Source organism: Caballeronia sp. Sq4a, from assembly GCF_023170545.1.
GTDB lineage: Bacteria > Pseudomonadota > Gammaproteobacteria > Burkholderiales > Burkholderiaceae > Caballeronia.
Genome location: NZ_CP084250.1, coordinates 525,284 through 549,981, shown reverse-complemented (window position 1 = coordinate 549,981; position 24,698 = coordinate 525,284). Strand labels below are relative to the sequence as shown.

At 65.0% G+C, this 24,698-nt stretch carries 22 protein-coding genes; 10 read left to right on the top strand and 12 right to left on the bottom strand.

Annotated elements, in window-relative coordinates; translation table 11 throughout:
- Positions 1-312: 312 nt before the first annotated feature.
- The 3 genes from dalD (at position 313) to LDZ24_RS02535 (ending at position 4,330) form a co-directional block, all read left to right on the top strand.
- Positions 313-1,713 (top strand): D-arabinitol 4-dehydrogenase, encoded by a 1,401-nt coding sequence (gene dalD, locus LDZ24_RS02545; protein ID WP_248321379.1) that lies wholly within the window; start codon positions 313-315, stop codon positions 1,711-1,713.
- 116 nt (positions 1,714-1,829) lie between these two features.
- Positions 1,830-3,311 carry a xylulokinase gene (gene xylB, locus LDZ24_RS02540; RefSeq protein WP_206467660.1) on the top strand — a complete coding sequence of 494 codons (1,482 nt, stop codon included), beginning with the start codon at positions 1,830-1,832 and terminating at the stop codon, positions 3,309-3,311.
- Positions 3,312-3,382: 71 nt separating this feature from the next.
- Complete coding sequence (locus LDZ24_RS02535) at positions 3,383-4,330, top strand: sugar-binding transcriptional regulator (RefSeq protein WP_248321377.1); 948 nt, start codon at positions 3,383-3,385, stop codon at positions 4,328-4,330.
- 4 nt (positions 4,331-4,334) lie between these two features.
- On the opposite strand, the gene LDZ24_RS02530 is transcribed toward LDZ24_RS02535, so the two are convergent.
- The 7 genes from LDZ24_RS02530 to LDZ24_RS02500 form a co-directional block, all read right to left on the bottom strand.
- Entirely contained in the window at positions 4,335-5,198 is an 864-nt protein-coding gene (locus tag LDZ24_RS02530) for an MOSC domain-containing protein (protein ID WP_248321375.1), read from the bottom strand.
- Between the two features lie 72 nt (positions 5,199-5,270).
- Positions 5,271-6,431, bottom strand: a complete 1,161-nt coding sequence (locus LDZ24_RS02525) for an ABC transporter ATP-binding protein (protein ID WP_248321374.1) — start codon at positions 6,429-6,431, stop codon at positions 5,271-5,273.
- A 63-nt stretch (positions 6,432-6,494) separates the two neighbouring features.
- Positions 6,495-7,163: an HAD family phosphatase gene (locus LDZ24_RS02520; protein WP_248322253.1), complete on the bottom strand. Its 669-nt coding sequence runs from the start codon at positions 7,161-7,163 to the stop codon at positions 6,495-6,497.
- A 40-nt stretch (positions 7,164-7,203) separates the two neighbouring features.
- Positions 7,204-8,055, bottom strand: a complete 852-nt coding sequence (locus tag LDZ24_RS02515; RefSeq protein WP_175939603.1) for a carbohydrate ABC transporter permease — start codon at positions 8,053-8,055, stop codon at positions 7,204-7,206.
- Positions 8,052-8,987, bottom strand: coding sequence for a carbohydrate ABC transporter permease (locus tag LDZ24_RS02510; RefSeq protein ID WP_206467656.1), 936 nt, complete (start codon positions 8,985-8,987; stop codon positions 8,052-8,054). The genes LDZ24_RS02515 and LDZ24_RS02510 overlap by 4 nt, the downstream gene beginning before the upstream one ends.
- A gap of 75 nt (positions 8,988-9,062) precedes the next feature.
- Entirely contained in the window at positions 9,063-10,421 is a 1,359-nt protein-coding gene (locus LDZ24_RS02505) for a sugar ABC transporter substrate-binding protein (RefSeq protein ID WP_248321373.1), read from the bottom strand.
- Positions 10,422-10,619: 198 nt separating this feature from the next.
- Positions 10,620-11,393: an L-iditol 2-dehydrogenase gene (locus tag LDZ24_RS02500; RefSeq protein WP_248321371.1), complete on the bottom strand. Its 774-nt coding sequence runs from the start codon at positions 11,391-11,393 to the stop codon at positions 10,620-10,622.
- 361 nt (positions 11,394-11,754) lie between these two features.
- Here LDZ24_RS02500 and LDZ24_RS02495 point away from each other — a divergent pair, with 361 nt between their 5' ends.
- From LDZ24_RS02495 to LDZ24_RS02470, 6 genes are all read left to right on the top strand, one after another.
- The gene (locus LDZ24_RS02495; RefSeq protein WP_248321369.1) at positions 11,755-12,597 is read left to right on the top strand and encodes a hypothetical protein; all 843 of its coding nucleotides are present in this window, start codon (positions 11,755-11,757) and stop codon (positions 12,595-12,597) included.
- Positions 12,598-12,842: 245 nt separating this feature from the next.
- Complete coding sequence (locus LDZ24_RS02490) at positions 12,843-13,049, top strand: hypothetical protein (protein ID WP_248321367.1); 207 nt, start codon at positions 12,843-12,845, stop codon at positions 13,047-13,049.
- A 138-nt stretch (positions 13,050-13,187) separates the two neighbouring features.
- The gene (locus tag LDZ24_RS02485; RefSeq protein WP_248321365.1) at positions 13,188-13,673 is read left to right on the top strand and encodes a Fur family transcriptional regulator; all 486 of its coding nucleotides are present in this window, start codon (positions 13,188-13,190) and stop codon (positions 13,671-13,673) included.
- Positions 13,670-14,560: a metal ABC transporter solute-binding protein gene (locus tag LDZ24_RS02480; protein WP_248321363.1), complete on the top strand. Its 891-nt coding sequence runs from the start codon at positions 13,670-13,672 to the stop codon at positions 14,558-14,560. Before LDZ24_RS02485 ends, LDZ24_RS02480 begins: the two co-directional genes overlap by 4 nt.
- Positions 14,557-15,456, top strand: a complete 900-nt coding sequence (locus tag LDZ24_RS02475; RefSeq protein WP_371747378.1) for an ATP-binding cassette domain-containing protein — start codon at positions 14,557-14,559, stop codon at positions 15,454-15,456. The genes LDZ24_RS02480 and LDZ24_RS02475 overlap by 4 nt, the downstream gene beginning before the upstream one ends.
- A complete protein-coding gene (locus tag LDZ24_RS02470) occupies positions 15,449-16,237 on the top strand; it encodes a metal ABC transporter permease (protein WP_248321360.1) in 789 nt (262 codons plus the stop codon). The genes LDZ24_RS02475 and LDZ24_RS02470 overlap by 8 nt, the downstream gene beginning before the upstream one ends.
- 27 nt (positions 16,238-16,264) lie before the next feature.
- Here LDZ24_RS02470 and fghA read toward each other — a convergent pair whose 3' ends face one another.
- The 4 genes from fghA to LDZ24_RS02450 form a co-directional block, all read right to left on the bottom strand.
- Positions 16,265-17,113: an S-formylglutathione hydrolase gene (gene fghA / locus LDZ24_RS02465; RefSeq protein WP_248321358.1), complete on the bottom strand. Its 849-nt coding sequence runs from the start codon at positions 17,111-17,113 to the stop codon at positions 16,265-16,267.
- 14 nt (positions 17,114-17,127) lie between these two features.
- The gene (locus LDZ24_RS02460) at positions 17,128-18,234 is read right to left on the bottom strand and encodes an S-(hydroxymethyl)glutathione dehydrogenase/class III alcohol dehydrogenase (RefSeq protein ID WP_248321357.1); all 1,107 of its coding nucleotides are present in this window, start codon (positions 18,232-18,234) and stop codon (positions 17,128-17,130) included.
- A gap of 34 nt (positions 18,235-18,268) precedes the next feature.
- Entirely contained in the window at positions 18,269-19,483 is a 1,215-nt protein-coding gene (locus tag LDZ24_RS02455; RefSeq protein WP_248321355.1) for an AGE family epimerase/isomerase, read from the bottom strand.
- Positions 19,484-19,579: 96 nt separating this feature from the next.
- Entirely contained in the window at positions 19,580-21,001 is a 1,422-nt protein-coding gene (locus tag LDZ24_RS02450; RefSeq protein ID WP_248321353.1) for an FGGY family carbohydrate kinase, read from the bottom strand.
- 344 nt (positions 21,002-21,345) lie between these two features.
- On the opposite strand from LDZ24_RS02450, the gene LDZ24_RS02445 reads away from it, so the two are divergent.
- Entirely contained in the window at positions 21,346-22,737 is a 1,392-nt protein-coding gene (locus tag LDZ24_RS02445) for a nucleobase:cation symporter-2 family protein (protein ID WP_248321351.1), read from the top strand.
- A 169-nt stretch (positions 22,738-22,906) separates the two neighbouring features.
- On the opposite strand, the gene LDZ24_RS02440 is transcribed toward LDZ24_RS02445, so the two are convergent.
- Positions 22,907-24,637 (bottom strand): bifunctional diguanylate cyclase/phosphodiesterase, encoded by a 1,731-nt coding sequence (locus LDZ24_RS02440; RefSeq protein ID WP_248321349.1) that lies wholly within the window; start codon positions 24,635-24,637, stop codon positions 22,907-22,909.
- Positions 24,638-24,698: the final 61 nt, after the last annotated feature.

Sequence of the window (24,698 nt, the reverse complement as noted above, 5' to 3'; positions counted from 1 at the left end):
GTTGTGCTTGCCGCTGCCGCTGCTGTTGGTTTCGTCGAAGCCGCATGCACCTTCCGTCAATGCGAGCCGCGTTGACTATCCGGGTATGTCCCAATCCGTCTGCCCGCGTTCGATGGTGCATTGCAACGCGCCCCGCGAAGCTCGCGCGCATGGCATAGCGCGGCGATCCACGCCGCACCGCAGCGACGACGCGCCCGCCGCGCGCCTTGACTTTCAACCGGGCGAATACGATCATTCGACCACCCATCGAGCAAATGCTCACGAACCGTCCGCGCAGAACGGGCGCATCAGCCAATCAGAGGAAGACAAGACATGAGCAGCGTATCCAGCGAAGGCACGGCGAGCGCGAACGTGATCCTGCATATCGGCGCGGGGTCGTTTCATCGCGCGCATCAGGCGTGGTATCTGCACAAGCTGATCGAATCGGGCGATGCGCAATGGTCGCTCGCCGTCGGCAACATTCGCGGTGACATGAACGCCGTGCTCGACGCGCTCGCCGCGCAACACGGCGAATACACGCTGGAGACGGTCACGCCGCAAGGCGAGCGCGAGTACGAAGTCGTGCGCTCGATCAAGAAGGTCGTGCCGTGGTCGGCCGATCTCGGCGAACTGATCGCGACCGGCGCCGCGCCCGCCTGCAAGATCGTCTCGTTCACCGTGACCGAAGGCGGCTATTACCTCGACGAGCACGACAAGCTCGACACCGCCAACCCCGATCTCGCCGCCGACCTCAACGGCGCGAAAACGACCATCTACGGCGCGCTCGCCGCCATCCTCGAAGCGCGCATGCAAGACAATGCGGGCAAGGTCTCGCTGCAGAACTGCGACAACCTGCGCAGCAACGGCGACCGCTTCAAGGCCGGCATGCTCGAATTCCTGCAACGGCGCGGACAGACGGCGCTGCGCGACTGGATGATTGCGAACACGTCGTGTCCGAACGCGATGGTCGATCGCATCACGCCGCGCCCCACGCCCGATGTCGCCGAGCGCGTGAAGGCGGCCACCGGCTTCGACGATCGCGCGCCGGTGATGGGCGAGAAGTTCATCCAGTGGGTCATCGAAGACAAGTTCTGCGCGGGGCGTCCCGCGTGGGAGAAGGTCGGCGCGGAGATGGTGCAGTCTGTGCATCCGTATGAGGAGGCGAAGATCCGCATTCTCAACGCGAGCCATAGCTGCATCGCGTGGGCGGGCACGCTCGTCGGCCTGCAATACATTCACGAAGGCACGCAGGACATGGAGATTCGCGCGCTCGCCGAAGCCTATGTCACCGAAGACGTGATTCCGTGCCTCACGCCGAGCCCGATCGACCTCGCGAAGTATCGCGACGTGGTGCTCGACCGCTTCAGCAATCCGTATATCAAGGATACGAACCAGCGCGTCGCGGCCGACGGCTTCTCGAAGCTGCCAGGCTTCATCGCGCCGACGCTCTCGGAATGCTTCGCGCGCGGCATCGATCCGAACGCGACGGCCATGCTGCCCGCGCTCTTTTTCCGCTTCCTCGAACGCTGGCACGAAGGCAAGCTGCCGTACACGTATCAGGACGGCGTGATGGACCCGGCCGTCGCGCACGGCTTCTTCACGGCAGCCGATCCGATCAAGGCGTTCACCGGCGACAAGCTGCTTTGGGGCAGCATGGCGCAGAGCGAGAGCCTCGAGCGCGTGATGCGCGCGGCCATCGCGCGCGTCGATGCGTGGCTCGCGAACCGTCCATGAGTTCATCCGCAAGCACCTGAAGCTCCGGTATTGTGCTCATGGCGCGCCGTCGCGCCGGGCGGTAAATTTCACGTTTTCGCCGGACATGCGCTCCGGCAACGACCAAGGGCTCGTTCATGTACTTAGGCATCGACCTCGGCACCTCCGAAGTGAAAGTGCTGCTGCTCGCGAGCGACGGCAGCGTCATCGGCACGGCGGGCACGCCGTTCACCGTCTCGCGTCCGAAGCCGCGCTGGTCGGAACAGAATCCGCTCGACTGGTGGGAAGGCACGCGCGCCGCGCTCGTCCAGTTGCGCGAGAAGTTTCCGTCGGAGTTCGCGCAGGTTCGCGGCATCGGCCTGTCCGGTCAGATGCACGGCGCGGTGCTGCTCGATTCGAGCGATCGCGTGCTGCGTCCCGCGATCCTCTGGAACGACATGCGCAGCGACAAGGAATGCGCCGAGTTGTACGAGCGCGCGCCGAACCTGCATGAAATCGCCGGCAATCTCGCGATGCCCGGCTTCACCGCGCCCAAGCTGCTGTGGGTCGCGCACAACGAACCCGCCATCTTCCATCAGACCGCGTGCGTGCTGTTGCCGAAGGACTATCTGCGCATGCATCTGACGGGCACGAAGGTGTCCGATCCATCGGATGCCGCCGGCACGCTCTGGCTCGATGTCGCGCGCCGCGACTGGTCCGACGAACTGCTCGCCGCGTGTGGCATGTCGCGTCAGCAGATGCCGTCGCTTGCCGAAGGCAGCGAGCCGTCGGGCACGCTGCGGCCCGAACTCGCGGCCGAACTCGGCTTGCGCGATGACGTCGTCGTGGCGGCGGGCGGCGGGGACAACGCGGCGAGCGCGGTCGGCATCGGCGCGACCGAACCGGGCGATGGCTTCCTGTCGCTCGGCACGTCCGGCGTGCTGTGCGTGGTCGGCGACCGCTTCCGGCCGAATCCGGCGTCCGCCGTGCACGCGTTCTGCCACGCGATTCCGGACCGCTGGCATCAGATGAGCGTGGTGTTGTCGGCCGCGAGCTGCCTGCGCTGGGTCTGCAAGCTGACGTCCACCGACGAGCCCACGCTGCTCGCCGAAGTCGAGGCGTTGCCTCCGGACGCGCTCGCGACCGCCCCGCTCTTTCTGCCGTATCTCAGCGGCGAACGCACGCCGCACAACGACCCGTACGCGCAAGGCGTGTTCTTCGGCATGACGCACGCAACGGACCGCGCGCTTCTCGGCTATTCGGTGCTCGAAGGCGTGACGCTCGCGCTCACGGACGGGCTGGATGCGCTGCAATCGGCGGGCACGCAAACGCGCGCATTGTCGATGCTCGGCGGCGGCGCGAGAAGCGCATACTGGGGCCAAATGTTCGCCGATGCCTTCGATACCCCGACGCGCACGCACGGCGGCGGGGAAACCGGCGCGGCGTTGGGCGCGGCGCGCCTCGGCTGGCTCGCGGCGGGCGGCGATCCGTCGGTCGTGCTCGCGAAACCGGCGGTGAAGCAGGAGTTCACGCCGAACGGCGAGCGGCATCAGGCCTTGCGACAGCGGCTGAAGAGCTTCCGGGAGCTGTATCAGCACGTGCGGCCGCTGTTCGATCCGGCGCGCCCTCGCCTGGCGTAGCTGACGTAGGGCGCCAGCCACGCCGCGCACTGACGAACCAGCGAATTCGCGAAGGAAAAGAAAAGACCTCAGTGCCTAAATCAACCGAAAAACTCGACCTGGCGACCCGCGCGGCGTGGCTCTACTACGTCGCCGGCAACACGCAGAACGAGATCGCAGAAAAGCTCCAGATCTCGCGTCCCGTGGCGCAGCGGCTCGTCGCGTTCGCGGTGGAAAAGAATCTGATCCGCGTGCGGGTGGATCACCGCATCGCGGATTGCCTGTCGCTCGCGAAGCAACTGTGCGACCGCTACGGCCTCGCGATGTGCGAAGTGGTGCCCATCGACGGCGATTCGAAAGAACAAGTCGACCGCAAGCTCGCCGTCGCGGGCGCGCAGGTGATGGAGCGCTATCTGGTCGATGAGAAGCCGATCGTCGTGTCCATCGGCAGCGGGCGCACGCTGAAGGCGGTCGTCGAGCAGATCGGACAGATCGACCGCCCGCAGCATCGATTCGTGTCGATGGTCGGCGCCATCGCGCAGGACGGATCATCGAATCGCTATGACGTCGCGCAACAGCTATCGGAGAAGACCGGCGGCAAGCACTTCATGCTGCCCGCGCCGCTCATGGCCGACAACGAAGCCGAGCGCGCGCAATGGGTCAATCACCGGCTGTACCGTATCGTCGATGAGCTCGCGCAGAAAGCGGACGTGGCGTTCGTCGGCATCGGCAATGTGGGCGTCAATTGCCCGCTGCATCAGGACGGCTTCATCACGCGCGCCGAAGTGGACGAGATGATGAAGGCCGGCGCGGTCGCGGAATGGCTCGGCTTGCCGATCGACGTGAACGGCAAGCGCGTGCAGTCGAAGACCGGCGCGCGCGTCACGAGCCTGAAGCTCGATGCGCCGCCGAAGCGGCCGACCATCGGCTTCGCGGGCGGCGAGCGCAAGCGCGAAGCGTTGATCGCGGCGCTCAAAGGTCAGTGGCTGTCGGGACTCGTGACCGATGAGCTGTGCGCGAAAGCCGCGCTCGACGCCTGAGCCGTTAGAACGCGATCTGCGCGTCCACCGCTTGGCCCGTTTCGAGCATCGCGCCTTCGCCTTCCACCACCATCGCGTTCTTGCCGAACGTGAGCTTGCCGTCGTGCTGCGCGCTTGCGCGATACGCGCTCATGGTGTCGAGCGGTTCGTGCGGCCAATCGGGATTCGGCGCGCCGGTGAGTTGGTCGATGGTCGGCACCGGGCAGCGCGTGCAGAGCTTCACGAGGCGCAATTGCACGTCGCGGCCGTCCGCGCGAATCAGCATGTCTTCGACGAAATCTTCGTCATAGGCATCGAGCCCGCCGATCACGAGATTCGGGCGGAAACGGTTCGCGGCAATGGCGGGCGCGCCCTTCTGCGCAAGCCGTGCGTTGAGATCATCGAGCGATGCCTGACCGAGCACGAGCAGCGGAAAGCCATCGGCGAAACGCGTGTGCGTGGTGAGCGGCGCGGTCCACTTTTGATCGACGTTGCGCCGCGCCTGCGGTGCGAAGCGCGCCAGGCGCGCGGGCATGCCGAGGAGTTCGCTGAACCATTGCGCGGTCTGCGCGCCGGTGTCGAGCGCATCGACGGTATCGCGCCAGACGGTCGCGCGCATCGGTTCGGCAATCGACAGCGCGGCAGCATCCAGCGGCGTGCGCAGCGTCGGCATGCCGGGCGCGTCGATGACGAGATCGCCGCCATCGAACGCCGTGCGGATCAGCGCCATGCGCGGATGCGCGCGCTGCGTCAGCATGCCGCCCGACGCGTCGGTGACCATCCAGTTGCGGTCGTATTCGAGACCGGTTTCCCGCAGCATCGCGCGTTGCAGCGCGATGCCGGCGCAGGACTTGATCGGATAAACGTAGAGCTCGTTCAGAACGTGCATGGCGCGTGTCGGTGCGGTGGCGGGAGGAGCCGCATTATCGCCTGCCGACATGCGAAGAAAACACGCGCCGCGTCACGCCGACGCGCTTTGCACGCGCGGCATCTTTACCTCGGGATGCTCCGCGAGATACGCCTGCACCGCATTGCGCGCGAACGCCTGCCCTGCTGCGTCGAACATATGGCAGTGGTCCGGCTCCGCGCCGAGCTTCAGCTTCTGGCCGCGCGCGTGCTTTTCCAGCGGCGGAATCCGCGAGATGAGGCCATCCGGCGCCACCGACGTTTCCGCATAGAGATAAGCGGCATCGCCGAGCGTTTCGACGGTCATCGTGCTCGCGGACACGCCGTAGTCGCTCGTGGCGGGCATCGGCTGCAAGTGCTCCGGACGAATGCCGACGGTCACCGCATCGCCCGGCTTCGCGTTGCCCGGCAGCACGCCGACCAATTGCGTCTCACCGGTTTCGTACTTGACGAGCACGCCGTCGCTCTGAACCAGCGCGACCGTGCCCGACAGGAAGTTCATCTTCGGCGAACCGATGAAACCCGCGACGAACTTGTTCGCCGGCGCGTGATACAGCGTGTTCGGCGTGCCGACCTGCTCGACGTTGCCCGCGGACAGCACGACGATCTTGTCCGCGAGCGTCATCGCTTCGACCTGATCGTGCGTCACGTAGATCATCGTCGTCTTGAGATCATCGTGCAGGCGCGCGAATTCGAGGCGCATCTTCACGCGCAGCGCGGCGTCGAGATTCGAGAGCGGCTCGTCGAAGAGAAAGACTTTCGGCTTGCGCGTGATCGCGCGGCCGATCGCCACGCGCTGGCGCTGACCGCCCGACAACTGCTTCGGCTTGCGGTCGAGCAGATGGTCGATATGCAGAATCTTCGCGGCCTGCTTCACGGCTGCGTCGATGGCGGGCTTCTTCTCGCCCGCGAGCTTCAGGCCGAAGGCCATGTTGTCGTACAGCGTCATGTGCGGATAGAGCGCGTACGACTGGAACACCATCGCGATGCCGCGCTTGGCGGGCGGCAGGTCGTTCACGCGCGCGCCGTCGATCATCAGGTCGCCGCCGCTGATGTCTTCGAGACCCGCGATCATGCGCATGAGCGTGGACTTGCCGCAGCCCGACGGCCCCACGAACACGACGAACTCGCCGTCTTCGATATCGAGGTTGACGCTGCGCATCACCTCCGTGTCTTCATAACGCTTGTTGATGTTGCGTAACGTCAGGCTAGCCATGATGTGTCTCCTGTCGGCCTTGCTTTCGCCGAGTCATGTGCGGCGCACGTGTGCCTGTGCGCGCTAATTCGTTTCGAACGACGCGTGTTGCAGCCAGCGATCGACGAGCGCGGGCAGGCGCGCCATGTCGTCGAAGACGAGTGCCGCGCCCGCGCGCCTGAGCGTGTCCACCTGCCCTTCGGTCGCGTGTCCGCCGCCGATGAAACCGAGCACCGGCATGCCCGCCGCCCGCGCCGCCGTGACGCCCGTCACGCTGTCTTCGACGACGAGGCACATCGACGGCTCGGCGTTCATTGCGCGCGCCGCCGCCAGATACACGTCCGGCGCGGGCTTCGGATTGGCGACCATGTCCGCGCAGAAGCGCCGCTCGCCGAAGAAGCGCACGAGGCCGGTGCGTTGCAACGCGGTATCCACGTACGACGAGAAGCTGTTGCTCGCGCAGGCTTTCGTGAGCGGCACGGCGGCCAGCGCCTCGGCGATGCCCGCGACGGGCGGCGCCTGCACCGCCGCCGCCTCGACCGAACGCCGGATCGCGATGACCTGCTCCGGCGTCAAGGTACGATTGACGCTGTCGGCGGCGCTCGCGAGCACGGCCTCGATGCGCAGGCCGAGCAGCGGCAGCACCACCGGCTCGACATCGACGCCCGGCCACAGCGCCTGCAATTCGGTGACGAGCATGCGCGCCGCCACGGCTTCGCTGTCGATCAAGACGCCGTCGCAATCGCAGATCATCAGGCGGTCGTGTGGGAAAGTCAGGTTCACGAGCCCGCCCTCACTTGACCGCGCCGAAGGTGAGACCGCGCACGAGCTGCTTCTGCGAGAGCCAGCCGACGATCAGGATCGGCGCCACCGCGAGCAGCGAAGCCGCCGAGAGCTTCGCCCAGAAGAGCCCTTCCGGACTCGAATACGACGCGATGAACACGGTGAGCGGCGCGGCATTCGAGCTCGACAGGTTGATGCTCCAGAACGCCTCGTTCCACGAGAGGATCACGAGCAAGAGCGCGGTCGATGCGAGGCCCGGCAGCGCCATCGGCATCAGCAGGTAGACGATCTCCTGCCATGTCGTCGCGCCGTCGATGCGGCCGGCTTCCAGAATGTCCTTCGGCACTTCGTTGAAGTACGTGTAGGCCATCCACACGGCAATCGGCAGATTGATGAGCGTGTACACGATGATGAGACCGCTTACCGTATCCAGCAGCCCCGAGTTCTTCCACAAGAGGTAGATGGGCACGAGCACGCCGACCGACGGCATCATCTTCGTGGAAAGCATCCACAAGAGCAGCTTCTGCGTCTTGCGCGTGGGGAAGAAGGCCATCGCGTAGGCGCACGGCACCGCGAGCAACAGGCAGACCACCGTGACGCCGAGTGAGATCAGCACCGAATTCCACGCGAAGCCGAAGTAGTTGCTGCGCGCGAAGACTTCGCGGAAGCTGTCTAGCGTCGGCGAGAAGATGAGCGACGACGAATACGCCTGCTGCTCGGTCTTGAACGCGGTGATCGTCATCCAGAAGATCGGGAAGAACAGCAGGATGGAGACGAGCCACGCGAGGACGCCGGGCACGATGCGCTTTACATGATCCAGCACGGGCACCGAAGTCGTGGAGGTAACGGGATGCGTGCTCATGACTCGTACTCCCCTTTGAGGTTCTTCGCGAGCATTCTCACGAGGAAGAACGCGACGATATTGGCGAGAATCACCGCGAGAATGCCGCCTGCCGAGGCGAGGCCGACATCGAACTGTTGCAGGCCGAGCGCATAGATCAGGTACGACAGGTTGGTCGTCGCGGTGCCGGGGCCGCCGCCCGTCGTCGTGTAGATCTCCGCGAAAATCGACAGCAGGAAGATGGTTTCCATCATCACGACGACCGCGATCGCGCGCTTCAGGTGCGGCAGCGTGATGAAGAAGAACATCGCGAACGGACCCGCGCCGTCGATGCGCGCGGCTTCCTTCTGCTCCTGATCGAGCGACTGAATGGCGGTGAACAGAATGAGGAACGCGAACGGCAACCACTGCCACGCGACGATCACGATTACCGCGAAGAGCGGATACTCGGCGAACCAGTCGATGGGCTGCATGCCGAGAGATCGCATCAGCGAGGCGACGAGGCCGTACACCGGATGCAGGATCATGTTCTTCCAGATCAGCGCGGAGACCGTCGGCATCACGAAGAATGGCGCGATGACGAGCAGCCGCGCGATGCCCTGCCCGATGAACTTGCGGTCGAACAGCACCGCGAGCAGCACCCCGCCGATCACCGTGATCGCCAGCACGGACGCGATCAGCGTCAGCGTATGCGCGATGGACGGCCCGAACGCGGGATCGGTGACGAGGAACTGGAAGTTGTCGAGCCCCGCGAAGCCTTTGACATCGGGATTCAGCAGGTTGTAGCGCGAGAACGAGTACCAGATGGTCATCGCGAGCGGAATGGCCATCCACAGGAACAGCAGCCCGGACGACGGCGTAATCAGCCAGCGGACCGACTTCGCGCGCTTCTTGTCGCGCTCGGCGGCGGACACGTCGAAGTGATCGGCGATGGGGGGATTCAGTTGGCGCATGATCGTGTCACCTCTCGATGATGCCGGCGGGCCGATCTGTGTGAACGGCCCGCTTGCTTGCTGCTTATCTGCCGCTTACTTCTGATAGCCGGCCTGTTTCACCGCGCGATCGGCGGTGGCGTTGGCAGCCTTCAGCGCATTGTCGACGCTCGTCTGTCCGGCGACGACGCCCGCGATGGACTGCCCGACCACCGTGCCGAACGACTGGAACTCCGGAATGCCGACGAACTGGATGCCGCTATACGGCACCTTCTTCAGCGTCGCGTCGTTCGGATTCGCGGACTCGATCGCCTGCAACACGAAGTCGCCGAACGGCGCGGCCTGCTTGTACTCGGGGCGAGCGTAGGTCGACTTGCGCGTGCCCGGCGGCACAGAGGCCCAGCCTTCGTCCTTGCCGACCATCTCGATGTATTCCTTCGACGTCGCCCACGCGGCGAACTTCTTCGCGGCGTCCTGCTGCTTCGACGTCTTCGGAATCGCGAGCGACCACGACCAGAGCCAGTGCGAGCCCTTCGGCGTGACTTGCGTCGGCGCGGCGGCAAAGCCGATCTTGTCGGCCACTTGCGACTGCTGCTTGTTATAGAGCATGCCCGCGGCCACCGTCGCGTCGATCCACATCGCGCACTTGCCCGAGGACATCAGCGTGAGGTTTTCGTTGAAGCCGTTCGAGCTCGCTCCCGGCGGGCCGTCGTTCTTCAGCAGGTCCGCATAGAAGGACACGGCCTTGTGCCATTCCGGCGTGTCGAGCTGCGCCTTCCACTGCTCGTCGAACCAGCGGCCGCCGAACGTGTTCACGACCGTCGAGACGTACGCCATGTTCTCGCCCCAGCCCGCCTTGCCGCGCAGACAGATGCCGTACTGGCCCTTCGACTTGTCGGTGAGCTTGTCGGCGAACTGCTTGATCTGGTCGTAGGTCGGCTGATCCGGCATCTTCAGGCCCGCGGCCTGGAACAGGTCCTTGCGGTAATACGTCATCGAGCTTTCGACGTAGAACGGCAGCGCGTAAAGCTGGCCGTTGTACGAGAGACCGTCGCGGGCCGTCTTCACGACATCGTCGAGATCGTAGTTCGAAGGCAGATTCGACATCGGCGACAGCCAGCCGCGCTTGCCCCACTGCGGCGCTTCGTACGTGCCGATGGTCAGCACGTCGAACTGGCCGCTGTTGGTCGTGATGTCGGTGGTCGCGCGCTGGCGCAGCACGTTCTCTTCGAGAATCACCCACTTGAGCTGAATGTCGGGATTGGCCTTCTCGAACGCCGGCGAGAGCTTTTTCAGCTCGATCATGTCCGGATTGTTGAGCGTGGCGATGGTGATGGTCGTCGCGGCGTGCACGGCGAGCGGCGCGAGCGCGGCGGCGGCAAGCGCGGCCGAGACCGCCGCGATGGAACGCCGCGTGCGCGGCTGGGGCTGGACGGTGCGTTGGGTGCGTTTCATGGGTTCGTCTCCTTTTTCGTTTGCACGGTGCAGCGGATCGTGCATGCATGGCGCACGTGCCGTCTGTGCCGCTGCCTGATTCTGCTGCGCTGGGAACCGCGTGGTTGCTCGTTTTCGTAGGCGTGCCCGCGTATGCTTCGCCGCGACGCCGTTTCACTATAGACGGTGCGCCTCATGCTGCAAGGCGCACGCGCCGGGTCAACTCATCCAGTTGCCGCCATCGACGTTGATCGTCTGCGCGGTGATGTAATCCGAATCCGCCGATGCGAGGAACAGCGCCGCGCCGGTCAGGTCGTCCGGCACGCCCATGCGTCCGAGCGGCACTTCCTCGCCGACGATGCGCTTCTTTTCGCCGAGCGGCCGGTTTTCGTAACGCGCGAAGAGCGCATCGACCTGTTCCCACATCGGCGTATCGACGACGCCCGGCGCGATGCCGTTCACGTTGATGCGCGATTTCGCGAGCGCGAGCGCCGCCGATTGCGTATAACTGATGACGGCCGCTTTCGTCGCGCAATAGTGCGAGACGAGCGCTTCGCCGCGCCGTCCGGCCTGCGACGACATGTTGATGATCTTGCCGCCGCGTCCCTGCTCGACCATGCGCCGGGCGACCGCCTGCATCAGAAAGAACATGCCCTTGACGTTGACCGCGAAGAGGCGGTCGTAGACGTCCCAGGACTCGTCGAGGATCGGGCGCATGTCGAAGAGCGCCGCGTTGTTGAAGAGAATGTCGATGCCGCCGAAGCGCTCCACGGCGCTCGCCACGATGCGCTCGATGTCTTCGCGGCGCGTGACGTCGGCTTCGAGCGCGAGCACGCGGCCGGCGGCGTTTTCATAACGCTGCGCCATGCCTTGCGCGTCTTTCACGTCGACTACGACGAGCTTCGCGCCTTCGTCGAGATAACGCCGCGCGACTGAATCGCCGATTCCGCTCGCGGCGCCTGTGATGACCGCGACCTTGTCTTTCAGTCTCACCGATGTCTCCGATTCTCTGCCCGACCGGCGCGAAAGTGAGCGAACGCTCGACGGCCGATCAATTGCTCTATGTTTGATCGAATGATCGGTGTTGCGGAGGCGCGTGTCAAGGCGTGGTTTCGCGGTTTCGATGCTGCAATGCGCAATCCCAGGCCGCTGATTCGTGTGCGGGCATCACTTCGGAAGTTTGAGTCGCTGAATCTCAGAAAACGTCCATTGACGCGTTTGCGGCTACGGCTTTAAGTTCTTGACCCTCTTCTTCCCGGAATCACTGCGACGGAACCTGATGCGCTGCGCTGTGCGTACTCATACGACGTGAGAATCCGGCGACCCACTTTGGACCGTGCAGGTTTAGCCGCACATGAATGGCAATCAACTCGTAGACTTGCTGGCTCGCTCGAGATTCGCACCGAACGTAATAGCGCTCGCCTTCCCCCTCATTGCGAACGCGGCGCTCGGCGCCTCACATGCCGCCCATCCGGTCGAGACGGTTCAGTCCTCGCACCCGCCCTATGTCGCCAACGTGGCGGACGGGAATCTGATGTCCATTGCGCTGCCGCCGCTGCGCTTGCGGCTCGACATGAACGCCGCGAACTCGATTAGATCAGAGACCGGAGACTTCAAGCCCGCACGGTATTCGTTCCCTGAAGCTCGCGTGCCGCAGTCCGTGCTGTCGAACCTGACTGACATTTACCGCTACGATCGTCGGCGCGACGTCCCTATTGTTTCTTCCGGGGGAGACTGGGTCATTGCCGAGTACTTCCGCGCGGGGTCACACGTGCCGGTCGTGCGATTCCAGCTACTTGGCAAGCAAGTGCAGCGTCAGGAAGTGCTCGACCGAACCGGCAAGGCGGTGGAAATCGTCACTGTCGGCTGGACATCGTCCACGGCAAAAGATGACGAGGATACAACCGAGCCGTCCACGGTCGACGCACATCCTGCATGGATACGTGTGTTCAAGGTATCGCCCGCCGGGAACAAGACACTGGTCGCGTTGGCCTGGCGCAAGACACGCTTCCTAGTGGCGCCGGACCGATACGCTACGCCCAAAGATGCCGAACTCGTTTTCGGGCTGCCGAATGGAAAGGTCAAATGGCGGACGAAGGCGGAATTTCTGAAGGCCAGCCATATCGACCTCGATGCGAAAAGTCTTGGCGGGCCGCCTGAGTCGACGCCGCCTCATTCGCGAAGCACCAAACGATGAGCACAGGCCGTCGTCGTTTCTCACAGTTCTTGTCCGTCTTTTGCCTTCTCTTCACTGTCCGCGCGGCTGTTTCACATTGGCTCGCTGCGCCCGATGAGTTCCATTTGGATCGAGCAGGCAGAGTTGCGCCGACGCCTCGACCCGAACGCTCATACGTCGGGAGGCAAGGAGACGCGTTCGTCTACGAAAAACCCTCGGTCGACGGCGCGGATACCGAAACGCCCGTTCTGGTCTGGTATGTGGGCGTGAGCGAAGGCAACGAGCCTGTCGTTCGCTATCAGGACGGACCGAGCACCGGAACACTGACCTGCTATGTCGACTGTCAGTTCGTGATGGGTATCACGCAGACCGGCGGAAGAATCACGCAGACCGGTCGGATCCGCGTGACGAACGACCCCCTCATCGACGCGATCATGCGCGACGCCCGCTCGGGCGCCCTCTCGCAGCCTTAGTCGCTGCTCTCTCGACGAACGGTCGGCCAGCACCGCGCCGGACGCTTCGGGCACAGCGGAAAGCCGACGTGCAAACCACCGTGATACGTTATATCATCGCCACTCGCTCATAGCGCCGCCTCGCGCGGCCACGATGACATGACCGCATCAATCGAAACCATGCTCGCCCGCGCCGAGGCGTTAGCCGACGAGCGCGGCCTCGCGCTCACGCCGCTGCGCCGGCACGTGTACGAACTCGTGCTGAAGGCGCACAAGCCCATCGGCGCGTACGACCTCATCGACGCGCTGGAGCCGCAGCGCGGCGCGCGCGTGCCCCCGACCACCGTTTATCGCGCGCTCGACTTTCTGGTCGAAAACGGGCTCGTGCATCGCATCGAGTCGAAGAACGCGTTCGTCGCGTGTTGCGACGCCGGCCGCCCGCACGAAAGCCAGTTCCTGATCTGCGACGAATGCGGCGCGACGCTCGAAATTCAGGGACGCGAACTCGCGTCGTCGCTGTCGGCGAGCCCGCCCGCGCACGGCTTTCAGTTGCGGCATCAGGTCGTGGAACTGAGCGGCCTGTGCAGCGACTGCCAGCGCAAGCATCACGCGAACGATCACGCTCACACGGAAGGAAGCCGATGAAACGCGCGTACATCCTGAGTTGCATGGTGGCCGCGCTTTGCATCGGCCAGAGCGTGGCGCATGCCGCTGGCGTGCCGGTGGTCGCGGCCGAAAACTTCTATGGAGACGTCGTGCGCCAGCTCGGCGGCGATCACGTGGAGGTCACGAGCATTCTCAACAATCCCGACGAAGACCCGCATCTCTTCGAAGCCAGCCCGAAGACGGCGCGCGCGCTGCAGCATGCGGCGCTCGTCGTCTATAACGGCGCGGACTACGATCCGTGGATGGACAAGCTGCTCGCGGCATCCAAAAGTAGCGGCAAGGGCAGCGGCAAGCGCACGGTAATCGTCGCGGCGCAGTTGACCGGCAAGAAGTCCGGCGACAATCCGCATCTCTGGTACGACCCGCCGACGATGCCCGCCGTCGCGAAAGCGGTGAGCGCGTATCTGGCGAGCGCGGACCCGGCGCACAAGAGCGACTACGACGCGCGCCTCGCCGCGTTTCTGGCGTCGCTGAAGCCCATCGACGCGCGCATCGCGCAGTTGAAGTCGCGCTATCGCGGCGTGCCCGTGACCGCGACGGAGCCGGTGTTCGGCTATACGGCCGATGCCATCGGCTTCGAAATGCGCAACCAGCGGTTCCAGACCGCCGCGATGAACGAGACGGAGCCGAGCCCGGCCGATATCGCCGCGTTCGAGAAAGATCTGCGCGAACGGCGCGTGCACATCCTGATCTACAACAGCCAGGCGACCGGCGCGCTCACGCGGCGTCTGCTCGGCATCGCGAAAGACGGACATGTGCCGAGCATCAGCGTGACCGAGACGCTGCCCGCCGGCAAGACGTATCAGCAATGGATGGAAACGCAGCTCGACGCGCTCGCGGGCGCGCTGCAAGGATGGCAGCAATGATCCGCGAGTCGAAGGCCGCGCTCGAAGTCGATCGCGTGACGCTCGAGCTCGGCGGACGCGCGATTCTGAAGGATGCGAGCTTCGCCGTTCACACCGGCGAGTTCATCGGCGTGCTCGGACCGAACGGCGCGGGCAAGACCACGCTGATGCGCGCGCTGCTCGGCCTCGTGCCCGTCGCGTCCGGCGCGATTCGCGTGAACGGCGAAGCGGTCGTGCGCGGCAATCCGTCCATCGGCTACATGCCGCAGATTCGCGCGGGGCTCGCCAATCGCCGCGTGCTCGGGCGCGATTTCGTCGCGATGGCCGCCGACGGGCATCGCTGGGGCCTGCCGCATCGCGACGCGCGCACCCGCGCCGACGTCGAGCGCGTGCTCGATCTCGTCGGCGCCCGGCAACTCGCGGCGCGGCCGTTGTCGGAGCTATCGGGCGGCGAGCGCCAGCGGCTTCTGCTCGCGCAGTGTCTGCTCGGCAGCCCGCGTCTCTTGCTGCTCGACGAGCCGCTCATCAGCCTCGATCCGCGCCATCAGACGGGCGTCGTGGAACTCGTGCGGCGCGTGCAGCGCGAACTCAACATCACGGTGCTTTTCTCCGCGCACGAACTGAATCCGCTGCTCAATTCGCTCGATCGCGTGCTGTATCTCGGCAACGGGCGCGCGGCGCTCGGCACCGTCGATGAAGTCATCACGAAGCCCGTGCTTTCGCGTCTCTACGGCTCGACCATCGACGTCATGCGCGTGAACGGCCGCATCTTCGTGATGTCGGGCGATGTGGAAATCGACAAGCTCGATCACGCGCACGAAAACGGCAACGGGCATCAGCACGAACACGAGCACCAGCACGACCACGCTCATACGCACAGCCACGGCAAGAAGGGAAAGCACACGCACGATGTTTGAATACGACTTCATGGTGAACGCCTTCGCGGCGTCGGGCATCGTCGCGGTGCTGGCGGGGATCGTCGGGTATTTTCTGGTGATGCGCGGGCAGACGTTCGCGGGACACGCGCTGTCGCACGTGGGCTTCACCGGCGCGACGGGCGCGGTGCTGCTCGGCGTGTCGCCCATCTGGGGCATGGTCGGCTTCACGCTCGCGGCGGGCGTCGGCATGGGCGCGCTCGGCGAGCGGCTGTCGGGGCGCGACGTGGCCATCGGCGTGATTCTTTCGCTGTCGCTCGGCTTCGGGCTGCTGTTTCTGCACTTCTTCACCGCGTACGCGACGCAAGCCACCGCGCTCCTGTTCGGCAACGTGCTCGGCGTGAGTCACGAAACGCTTGTCGTACTCGCCGGACTCGCGGCGGTGAGTCTCGTTGCGCTGGGCGTCATCATGCGGCCGCTGCTCTTCGCTTCGTTGCAACCCGAGCTGGCCGAGGCAAAAGGCGTGTCGCTGCGCCTCGTCTCCGTGCTGTTTCTCGCGATCACCGCGCTCGCGGTGGCGGCGTGCACGCAGATCGTCGGCGTGCTGCTGGTGTTCGCGCTAATGGTCGGGCCGGCAGCGGCGGCGCAGAACGTGACCACGCGCCTGTCGACGGGCCTGCTGCTCGCCGCGCTCTTCGCGCTGGGGCAAGCGTGGGCGGGCCTCACGCTCGCCTATTACACCGACTGGCCGACGAGCTTCTGGATCACGATGCTCGCCGCCGTGGTCTATGCGGCGAGCCTGGTGGCGCGGCGCGGAAGCTGACCGACTGCTGCCGCTACCGCGCCGCGCTCAACGGCAGAGCACCCGCGCATGATGCGCGATGTGCTCGCCGATGAACGTCGAGATGAAGAAGTACCCGTGGTCATACCCTTCGTGACGACGCACCGTGACGCTATGCCCCGCCTCGCGCGCGTTGCGCTCGAACACATCGGGATGCAACTGCTCGGCGAGAAACTGATCGGCCAGCCCCTGATCGATCAGAATGCCGCCTTCGAAGCGTGACGCTGCATCGCCCTTCACGAGCTCGCTCGCGTCGTACTGCTTCCACGCGTCGCGGTCGTCGCCGAGATAGCCGGTGAACGCCTTCACGCCCCACGGACATTGCGAAGGCGCCGCAATCGGCGCGAACGCCGACACGCTGCGGTACACATCCGGATTGCGCAGCGCGAGCACGAGCGCGCCGTGCCCACCCATCGAATGCCCGAAAATGCCGAGCCGGTCCTCGCGCACCGGCAATTCGGCCAGCACCGCTTCGCGCAAATCCTGCGTCACGTACGAATACATGCGATACCGGTCGCGCCACGGCTCGCGCGTCGCATCGACATAGAAGCCCGCGCCGACGCCGAAGTCCCAGGCGTCCTTCTCGCCGGGAATGTCCGCGCCGCGCGGCGACGTATCCGGCGCGATCAGCGCGATGCCATGCTCGGCCGCGTACCGCTGCGCGCCGGCCTTGATCGGAAACGTCTCTTCGGTGCACGTGAGACCGGCGAGATAGAAGAGCGCCGGCACTTTCGACGCCGACGCAGCGGCGGGCAAGAACACCGAAAAGCGCATCGGCAGGCCGATCGACCGCGACTCGTGCCGATAGATGCGCTGCACGCCATCGAAACAACGGTGTTCCTCGACGAGTTCGAGCATGGCGTCCTCCTCGCTCAATAGATGACGACCGAGCGGATCGACTCGCCTTTCTTCATCAGGTCGAAGCCGTCGTTGATCTGATCGAGCTTCAGATGATGCGTGATGAGGTCGTCGATATTGATCTTGCCTTCCATGTACCAGTCGACGATCTTCGGCACGTCCGTGCGACCGCGCGCGCCGCCGAACGCCGAGCCTTTCCACTCGCGGCCCGTGACGAGCTGGAACGGCCGCGTGCTGATTTCCTCGCCCGCCGCCGCCACGCCGATGATGAACGACTGTCCCCAGCCCTTGTGCGTGCATTCGAGCGCCTGACGCATCAGCTTCACGTTGCCGACGCACTCGAACGAATAGTCCGCGCCGCCATCGGTCAATTGCACGATGCGATCGACCACGTTGTCCACCTCGTTCGGGTTGATGAAATCCGTCATGCCGAACTTCTTCGCCAGCTCGACACGGCCCGGATTGATATCGACGCCGATGATCTTGTCCGCGCCCACCATCTTCGCGCCCTGAATCACGTTCAGGCCGATGCCGCCGAGCCCGAACACGACCACGTTCGCGCCGGCTTCGACCTTCGCCGAATACACGACCGCGCCCACGCCCGTCGTCACGCCGCAGCCGATGTAGCAGATCTTGTCGAACGGCGCGTCCTCGCGCACTTTCGCCACCGCGATCTCCGGCACCACGATGTAGTTCGAGAACGTGGACGTGCCCATGTAGTGAAAGAGCGGCTTGCCGTCGAGCGAGAAGCGCGAGGTCGCATCGGGCATCAGGCCCTTGCCTTGCGTCGCTCGGATCGCCTGACACAGGTTGGTTTTGCGCGAGAGGCAGAACTTGCACTGGCGGCATTCCGGCGTGTAGAGCGGAATGACGTGATCGCCCTTCTTCACGGTGCCGACGCCCGGCCCCACGTCCACGATCACGCCCGCGCCTTCGTGGCCGAGAATCGCCGGGAAAATGCCTTCCGGGTCCGCGCCCGAGAGCGTGTAGTAATCGGTATGGCAGATGCCCGTCGCCTTCACTTCGATCAGCACTTCGCCGGCGCGCGGCCCTTCGAGATCGACTTCCTCGATGGTGAGCGGCTGGCCTGCTTTCCATGCGATTGCGGCTTTTGTCTTCATCGTTCGGTTCCTCGTTTCAATGGCAGTGTTTCGTTCAGCGCAAGACGTTCAGGACTTCGTAACATGCGCCCATCGTGTGATAGTCGGTCTTGCCGGCGGGGCTTTTCTCGTCGCTGTACTGGCGGTTGTCGCGCGTCAGGATGCGATACCACGCGCCGTATTTGTGATCGACGAAATGCGTCCAGCTATAGGCCCACAACCGGTCGTAATCGCTCCAGTAGCGCGCGGCGGCCGACTGATCGCCATCGCGAGCCGCGCGATCGGCGAGTAGCGCCGCCGCCGCGAGCGATTCCGCCTGCACCCAGAAGTACTTGTCTTCGTCGTAGAACTTGCCGTCCGGATCGAAGCCGTAGACCATGCCGCCGTGTTCATGATCCCATGAGAGTTCGAGCGCGCGATCGAACAGCTCCCTCGCGCGCTCTGCATGCCACGCTTGTGGCCGATGCCGGTCGAGAATCAGCAGCAGCTTCGCCCATTCCGTCTGATGTCCCGGCTGAAAGCCCCACGGACGAAAGATGTTGCTGCGGTCGCCCTTGTTGTAGTCCCAGTCGATCGACCAGTCCGGCTTGTAGTGCTCCCACACGAGCCCGCCCGCGAGCGCGGCCTGTCGGTTCACCATGTTGTCGGCCAGAAGCGCCGCGCGATCCAGATAACGCGTCTCGCCGGTCGCTTCGAACGCGGCGAGAAACGCTTCGCATGCGTGCATGTTCGCGTTCTGCCCGCGATAGTCCGACACGTTCCAGTCCGCGCTCGCCTCGTCTTTGTAGAGCCCGTGCGGCGCGTCCCAGAAGTGCGTCTCCATCAGGTTCCACGTTTCGTCGAGATAGGCGCGCGCCTCGTCGAAGCCCGCTTCCACTGCCTTTGCATATGCGAGCACGACGAACGCGAGGCCGTAGCAATGGTTCGTCGCATCCGTCACTTCACGGCCGTTGAGCGTCCACGCATAGCCGCCCGTTTCCGGATTGCGATGAACCTCACGCAGATAGTCGATGCCGTGCCGCACGCCGCCGCGATACTCGTCGAGGCCGTAGTGCTTGTACGCCATCGCGTAGTTGAAGACGAAGCGCGTGCTCGACACGAGATGACGCGACTTGCGGTCGTAGATGGTGCCGCCGTTCTTGTAGAAGTGATAGAAGCCGCCTGCCGGGTCCATGCAGTGCGGGTGATAGAAGATCATCGTGCGCAGCGCGTGATCCAGCAAAAACTGGCGCGAGCGGAAATCGGGTTGCGGCGTGACGGATGCGGACATAGCGGATGTCGTTGATGTTGTAATGAGCCGACGGCGAGGCCCTTGCCTGAAGCCGATGTGAATCGCACGTCAGTTTAAGGGCTCGCGCGCAAGACGTCAGAACCAGTCTTCGACGCGCTCGTAGAGCGTGATGAAACGCGCGTGCCTTTCGTCGAACGCGGCGTCGCCTCGCGGACTCGCGACGCGCGTGCTGGCAGGCGCAAGCGCCGGCAAGTCATCGGCGCGCCAATGCCCCGCCGCCATGCCGCCGATGATCGCCGCGCCGCGCGCCGCCGCGTTCGGGCAATCGCAGGCGTGCAGTTCGACATGCAGCGCATCGGCGAGCAGTTGACGCCAGCGCGCGTCGATCGAGCCGCCGCCTGCAAGCCGCATCGACGACAACGGCGTGCCGCTCGCACGGATCGCGTCGAGTCCCGCACGCAATGCAAATGCCACGCCTTCGAACGCCGCGCGCATCATCGAGCCGCGTGTGTCGTCGAGGCCGAGGCCGAGCCAGCCGCCGCGCGCCGCCGGGTTCATCCACGGAGAACGCTCGCCGCTCAGGTACGGCAGGAAGCTCACGGACGCGCTCGCATCCGATGCGAAGGCGTCCTCGTAAGCGGCGGGCCACGCTGCATAGCCGAGCCAGCCGCGCACCGTCTCCAGCGCGACGCCCACGTTCTGCATCGCCGCCATGCGATACCAGCGCGCGCCACTGCTGGCCGCGCCGCGATACGTATGCAGTCCGCGCACCGGCGACGGCGCTTCGTCGCTCATCACGACGATCTGCCCGCCGCTGCCCGTGGTCAGCAGCGCGTCGCCATCCGCGATGAGGCCGCTGCCGAGCGCGGCGCACGGCGTATCGCCCGCGCCGACGGCCATCCGAATGCCCGCGCGCAAGCCGAGCGCCGAAGCGGCCGCGGCGGACAACGCGCCCGCCGGCGCATCCGATGCCGCAAGCGGCGCGAACCACTCGCGCGACAAGCCGAGCCTCTCGATGAGCGCCGCGTCCCATTCGCCCGATGGGGCAGCGAGCGCGGTCGCGCAAGCGTCCGACGGATCGGTCACGAACGCGCCGCCGAGCTTCGCGCGCAGCCAGTCCTTCGGCTGCAACGCCCAGCGCATGTCGCCGGCGAGCGCCGGTTCGTGCGTCGCGAGCCAGCGCAGGAGCGGCCCGGCCATGCCCGGCGCGACCGGGTTCGGCTGCGGTTCCGGCCACGCGTCGAGCAGCGCGCGGGCCCGCGTGTCCGGCCAGAGCATGGCGGGGCGCAGCGCGCGGCCATCGGCGGCGGTCGGCACCACGCCGTGCATCTGCCCTGAGAAGCCGATCGCGCTCACGGCTTCGCGTTCGTGCGCGGGCAGGCGAGAGGCGGCATCGACGACAGCGGCATACCACGCATCGGCGGATGTCTCGGCCCAGCCCGGCTGCGCGCTCGTCACCGCATACGCCGCGCTCGACGCTGCGACTTCGCGCGCGTATTCGTCGACGATAGCCAGTTTCACGGAACCCGTGCCGAGATCGATGCCGAGAAAACGCATGGATGAGCCGCTCGAAAAGACGTTAGGGAAAACGCGGTAAGCGCGGAATCACGCGGGTTAACCCCGCCGCTCGCCGCGATGAACGAAAAACGGACTATACGCGCGCCGTGATGAACATCATAACGACGCGCCCCTTCAGGCGGCCTTGCAGCAGCCGACAAAAATCCCTCGCGATGCGTCAAGTCCCTTGCAGCAAGGGCCTCCGCGCGCTTCGGCTCTGCTCATCGCGCCGTTTCCATATCGCCCCGCGAACGCGATGTATAGCGCCGCGTGGTCTTGTTCGCGCTTTTTGTCGCACTTACCTTGGAGGCCATTCAAATGGAAAGGCAATCAAGGAGACACATATGGCATCGAGCACGAGCCACCCGAAGGTTCATCCGTGCGACGAACGGCTGCCGACCGGCCAGTTGCTCACGCTCGGCATACAGCACGTCCTCGTGATGTACGCGGGCGCCGTCGCGGTGCCACTCATTCTCGGCGCGGCCATGCATCTGTCGAAGGATGAGGTCGCGTTCCTCATCAGCGCGGACCTGTTCTCCTGCGGCGTCGCGACGCTGATCCAGACGCTCGGCCTGTGGATCTTCGGCATCCGGCTGCCGGTCATCATGGGCTGCACGTTCGCGGCGGTCGGACCGATGGTCGCCATCGGCACGAATCCGTCGCTCGGCATTCTCGATGTGTTCGGCGCGACGATCGCGGCCGGCGTCATCGGCATCTTTCTCGCGCCGATGATCGGCAAGCTGTTGCGCTTCTTTCCGCCGGTGGTGGTCGGCACGGTGATCGCGGTGATCGGCCTGTCGCTGATGGGCGTGGGCATCAACTGGGCAGCAGGCGGCGTCGGCAATCCCGATTACGGCAATCCGGTGTATCTGTTGCTGTCGCTCGTCGTGCTCTCGCTCATTCTGCTCATCAACAAGTTCGCGCGCGGCTTCATCGCGAACATCTCGGTGCTGCTCGGCATCGTCGCGGGCTTCGTGATCGCCGCGATGCTCGGGCGCGTCAACATGGACGGCGTCGCGCATGCGCCGTGGGTCGGCATCGTGCTGCCGTTTCACTTCGGCATGCCGCACTTCGATGCGCTCTCCGTCGCGACGATGGTGATCGTCATGTTCGTGACGTTCATCGAATCGACGGGCATGTTCCTCGCGGTCGGCGATCTCGTCGAGCGTCCGGTCGATCAGAAAGCGCTCGTGCGCGGCTTGCGCGTGGATGGTCTCGGCACGCTGATCGGCGGCGTGTTCAACTCGTTTCCGCATACGTCGTTTTCTCAGAACGTGGGCTTGATCGGCGTGACGGGCGTGAAGAGCCGCTTCGTCTGCGCGACGGGCGGCGTGATTCTCGTCGTGCTCGGCCTCTTTCCGAAGATGGCGCAAGTGGTCGCTTCAGTGCCGCCGTTCGTGCTCGGCGGCGCGGGCATCGTGATGTTCGGCATGGTCGCGGCGAACGGCATCAAGGTGCTGTCGAAAGTGGACTTCGTGAAGAATCACCACAACCTGTTTATCGTCGCGGTGAGCGTCGGCCTCGGGCTCGTGCCGGTGGTCGCGCCGAAGTTCTTCTCGCAACTGCCGCACGCGCTGGAGCCGATTCTTCATAGCGGCATTCTGCTGGCGTCGGTATCGGCGGTCGTGCTCAATATCGTGTTCAACGGCGTGCGCAAGGAACGCGAAGCGCGCTGCGAGATTCGACAGGCCGGGCATGATTTCGACGGCGCGGCGCGCGCATCGGAAGTGCAGTGATGGCTTGAAGGAAGTGCTTGCGGGTGGTGACGGGTTGGCGCCGCGGTGGGAATCGCGGCGCTTTTTTGTTTGGGCCCTTCGGGGCGACGGACGAGAAAAGCGCTCTGTTGTCTAGCGGAGGCAGGCGTCGACATTGCCATTGAAGACAAACTTCGATGCCACAACGAGGTTATCGTGCCGCGTCTTGTCTGCCCAGGGAAGCACGCGACGACGACGCATGCGCGGCCGCGAAGCTGCGTGTGCGATTAAGGTCCAGCGCGGCAGCCGGAACTGGCCTGCCGATGAAATATCCCTGCGCAGCATCGCACCCGAGCGTGCGTACCAGAGCGAATTGCCTCTCGCTCTCGACGCCTTCAGCGACCGTTTGCATGCCGAGCGCGCGGGCGAGCGCCACCATCGCCTCGATCATCGCCCGCCCCTGGCGGCGCGTTTCGTCAACGGTAAGCTGCTGCACGAACGACTTATCGATCTTGATGCGGTCGACCGGCAGCCGGGCAAGATACGAGAGGCTCGAATAGCCCGTGCCGAAGTCGTCGAGAGAGACGGTCGCGCCGAGTTCTCGCACCGCCGCAAGCGATCGCGATGCGGCCAGGAAATCGCTGACGACGACCGCCTCCGTCACCTCGATATCAAGCGCCGAAGCGCACACGCCGGCAGCCTCGGCGGCCTTCGCGACCAGCGCAGCGAGATCGGCGTCTTGTATCGTGGCGGCCGAGAGGTTGACGGCGACCTTGAACCGCATGCGGTCCGACGCCTGCCATTGCGCCGCCTGGCGTAACGCCAGACAAAGCAGCCACTCCCCGGTGGCCTCGTGCGCTCGCGACCCGAGCAGTACATCGAGGAAATCGGCTGGCGTCAAAAGTCCCAGCTCGGGATGGTTCCATCGCAGGAGCGCTTCTGCTCCGACCATGCAGCCCGTGGCCAGGTCCAGTTGCGGCTGATAGTGCAGTTCGAACTGTCCTGTCGCGCTGGCATTTTCCAGGTCCGCGCGCAGCCGCAGGCGAGTCGAGAGACGCTGTGCGTCTTCCCTGCCGAACGACCAGACACGCGAGCCGCCCAGCCGCTTTGCGTGATACATGGCAGTGTCGGCATTGCGGAGCAACTCGTCCGCATTGCCGGCCGACACCGGGTAGCGAGCTACGCCGATGCTCGCACTGACCGAAGCGCGCACCGACGGAGTGTCAATGCGCTCTCGCATGCGCGCGATGATGTCGCTCGCGACGCGCTCGGCTTCGCCATCAGGCGCGTCAACGAGAAAGACCACGAACTCGTCGCCACCGATGCGCGACGCATGGGCGCGCTCGCCCATCGAAGCCGACACGCGCTGGCCGATCACGCGCAAGACTTCATCGCCAGCCGCATGGCCGACCGAATCGTTGATCTCCTTGAAGCGGTCCAGGTCGATGAAGAGCAGATCGACGGAATGGGCGATGCGTCCATCGACGAGATCGCTCAGGCGGTTCAACAGCTCGCGCCGGTTGATGAGGCCCGTGAGCGCGTCGTGCGCGGCTTGATTCGACAAGCGCTCCGACATCCTGCGTGCCTCGCTGACATCGCGGACCAGCACGGTGATGCCGTCCTCGCACGGAAACGCCCGCGCTTCGAACCAGGCGTCGAGGGGCGCATAGAACTCGGTCACTGTCGTAGGCAGCCCGGTCTCGGCCGCCTGCCGATACGCCTTTTCGTAACCTGTCCCGAGAAGCTCGGGATAGGCAGCCCAGATGCCACGACCGATCAGCTCCGCCGACGGAAGCTGCAGCAGCCGCGCAGCAGTGCCGTTGACGCTGCGAAATCTCCACTGTCGATCCAGCAGCATCACGCCGTCCGTGATGTGGTCCAGCAGGTGGAAGCCGTCCGCGTCTTTGGTGCCGTGGACATGTCCGCCAGTGAAGCGAAACACGTCCCGCCGTCGCGAGTCTTGTTTGTCGTTATGCTTCGTCATGACTTCGTGATGTGGTTCA

What these genes read in the sequence shown, in the direction of transcription:
- LDZ24_RS02495 (WP_248321369.1), top strand. Translation starts at nt 11,755, where the DNA reads ATGAATGGCAATCAACTCGTAGACTTGCTGGCTCGCTCGAGATTCGCA.
- LDZ24_RS02520 (WP_248322253.1), bottom strand. Translation starts at nt 7,163, where the DNA reads ATGATCTGCGATTGCGACGGCGTCTTGATCGACAGCGAAGCCGTGGCG.
- LDZ24_RS02460 (WP_248321357.1), bottom strand. Translation starts at nt 18,234, where the DNA reads ATGAAGACAAAAGCCGCAATCGCATGGAAAGCAGGCCAGCCGCTCACC.
- xylB (WP_206467660.1), top strand. Translation starts at nt 1,830, where the DNA reads ATGTACTTAGGCATCGACCTCGGCACCTCCGAAGTGAAAGTGCTGCTG.
- LDZ24_RS02485 (WP_248321365.1), top strand. Translation starts at nt 13,188, where the DNA reads ATGACCGCATCAATCGAAACCATGCTCGCCCGCGCCGAGGCGTTAGCC.
- LDZ24_RS02510 (WP_206467656.1), bottom strand. Translation starts at nt 8,987, where the DNA reads ATGCGCCAACTGAATCCCCCCATCGCCGATCACTTCGACGTGTCCGCC.
- LDZ24_RS02505 (WP_248321373.1), bottom strand. Translation starts at nt 10,421, where the DNA reads ATGAAACGCACCCAACGCACCGTCCAGCCCCAGCCGCGCACGCGGCGT.
- LDZ24_RS02450 (WP_248321353.1), bottom strand. Translation starts at nt 21,001, where the DNA reads ATGCGTTTTCTCGGCATCGATCTCGGCACGGGTTCCGTGAAACTGGCT.
- LDZ24_RS02475 (WP_371747378.1), top strand. Translation starts at nt 14,557, where the DNA reads ATGATCCGCGAGTCGAAGGCCGCGCTCGAAGTCGATCGCGTGACGCTC.
- dalD (WP_248321379.1), top strand. Translation starts at nt 313, where the DNA reads ATGAGCAGCGTATCCAGCGAAGGCACGGCGAGCGCGAACGTGATCCTG.
- LDZ24_RS02525 (WP_248321374.1), bottom strand. Translation starts at nt 6,431, where the DNA reads ATGGCTAGCCTGACGTTACGCAACATCAACAAGCGTTATGAAGACACG.
- LDZ24_RS02530 (WP_248321375.1), bottom strand. Translation starts at nt 5,198, where the DNA reads ATGCACGTTCTGAACGAGCTCTACGTTTATCCGATCAAGTCCTGCGCC.
- LDZ24_RS02455 (WP_248321355.1), bottom strand. Translation starts at nt 19,483, where the DNA reads ATGTCCGCATCCGTCACGCCGCAACCCGATTTCCGCTCGCGCCAGTTT.
- LDZ24_RS02445 (WP_248321351.1), top strand. Translation starts at nt 21,346, where the DNA reads ATGGCATCGAGCACGAGCCACCCGAAGGTTCATCCGTGCGACGAACGG.
- fghA (WP_248321358.1), bottom strand. Translation starts at nt 17,113, where the DNA reads ATGCTCGAACTCGTCGAGGAACACCGTTGTTTCGATGGCGTGCAGCGC.
- LDZ24_RS02515 (WP_175939603.1), bottom strand. Translation starts at nt 8,055, where the DNA reads ATGAGCACGCATCCCGTTACCTCCACGACTTCGGTGCCCGTGCTGGAT.
- LDZ24_RS02470 (WP_248321360.1), top strand. Translation starts at nt 15,449, where the DNA reads ATGTTTGAATACGACTTCATGGTGAACGCCTTCGCGGCGTCGGGCATC.
- LDZ24_RS02480 (WP_248321363.1), top strand. Translation starts at nt 13,670, where the DNA reads ATGAAACGCGCGTACATCCTGAGTTGCATGGTGGCCGCGCTTTGCATC.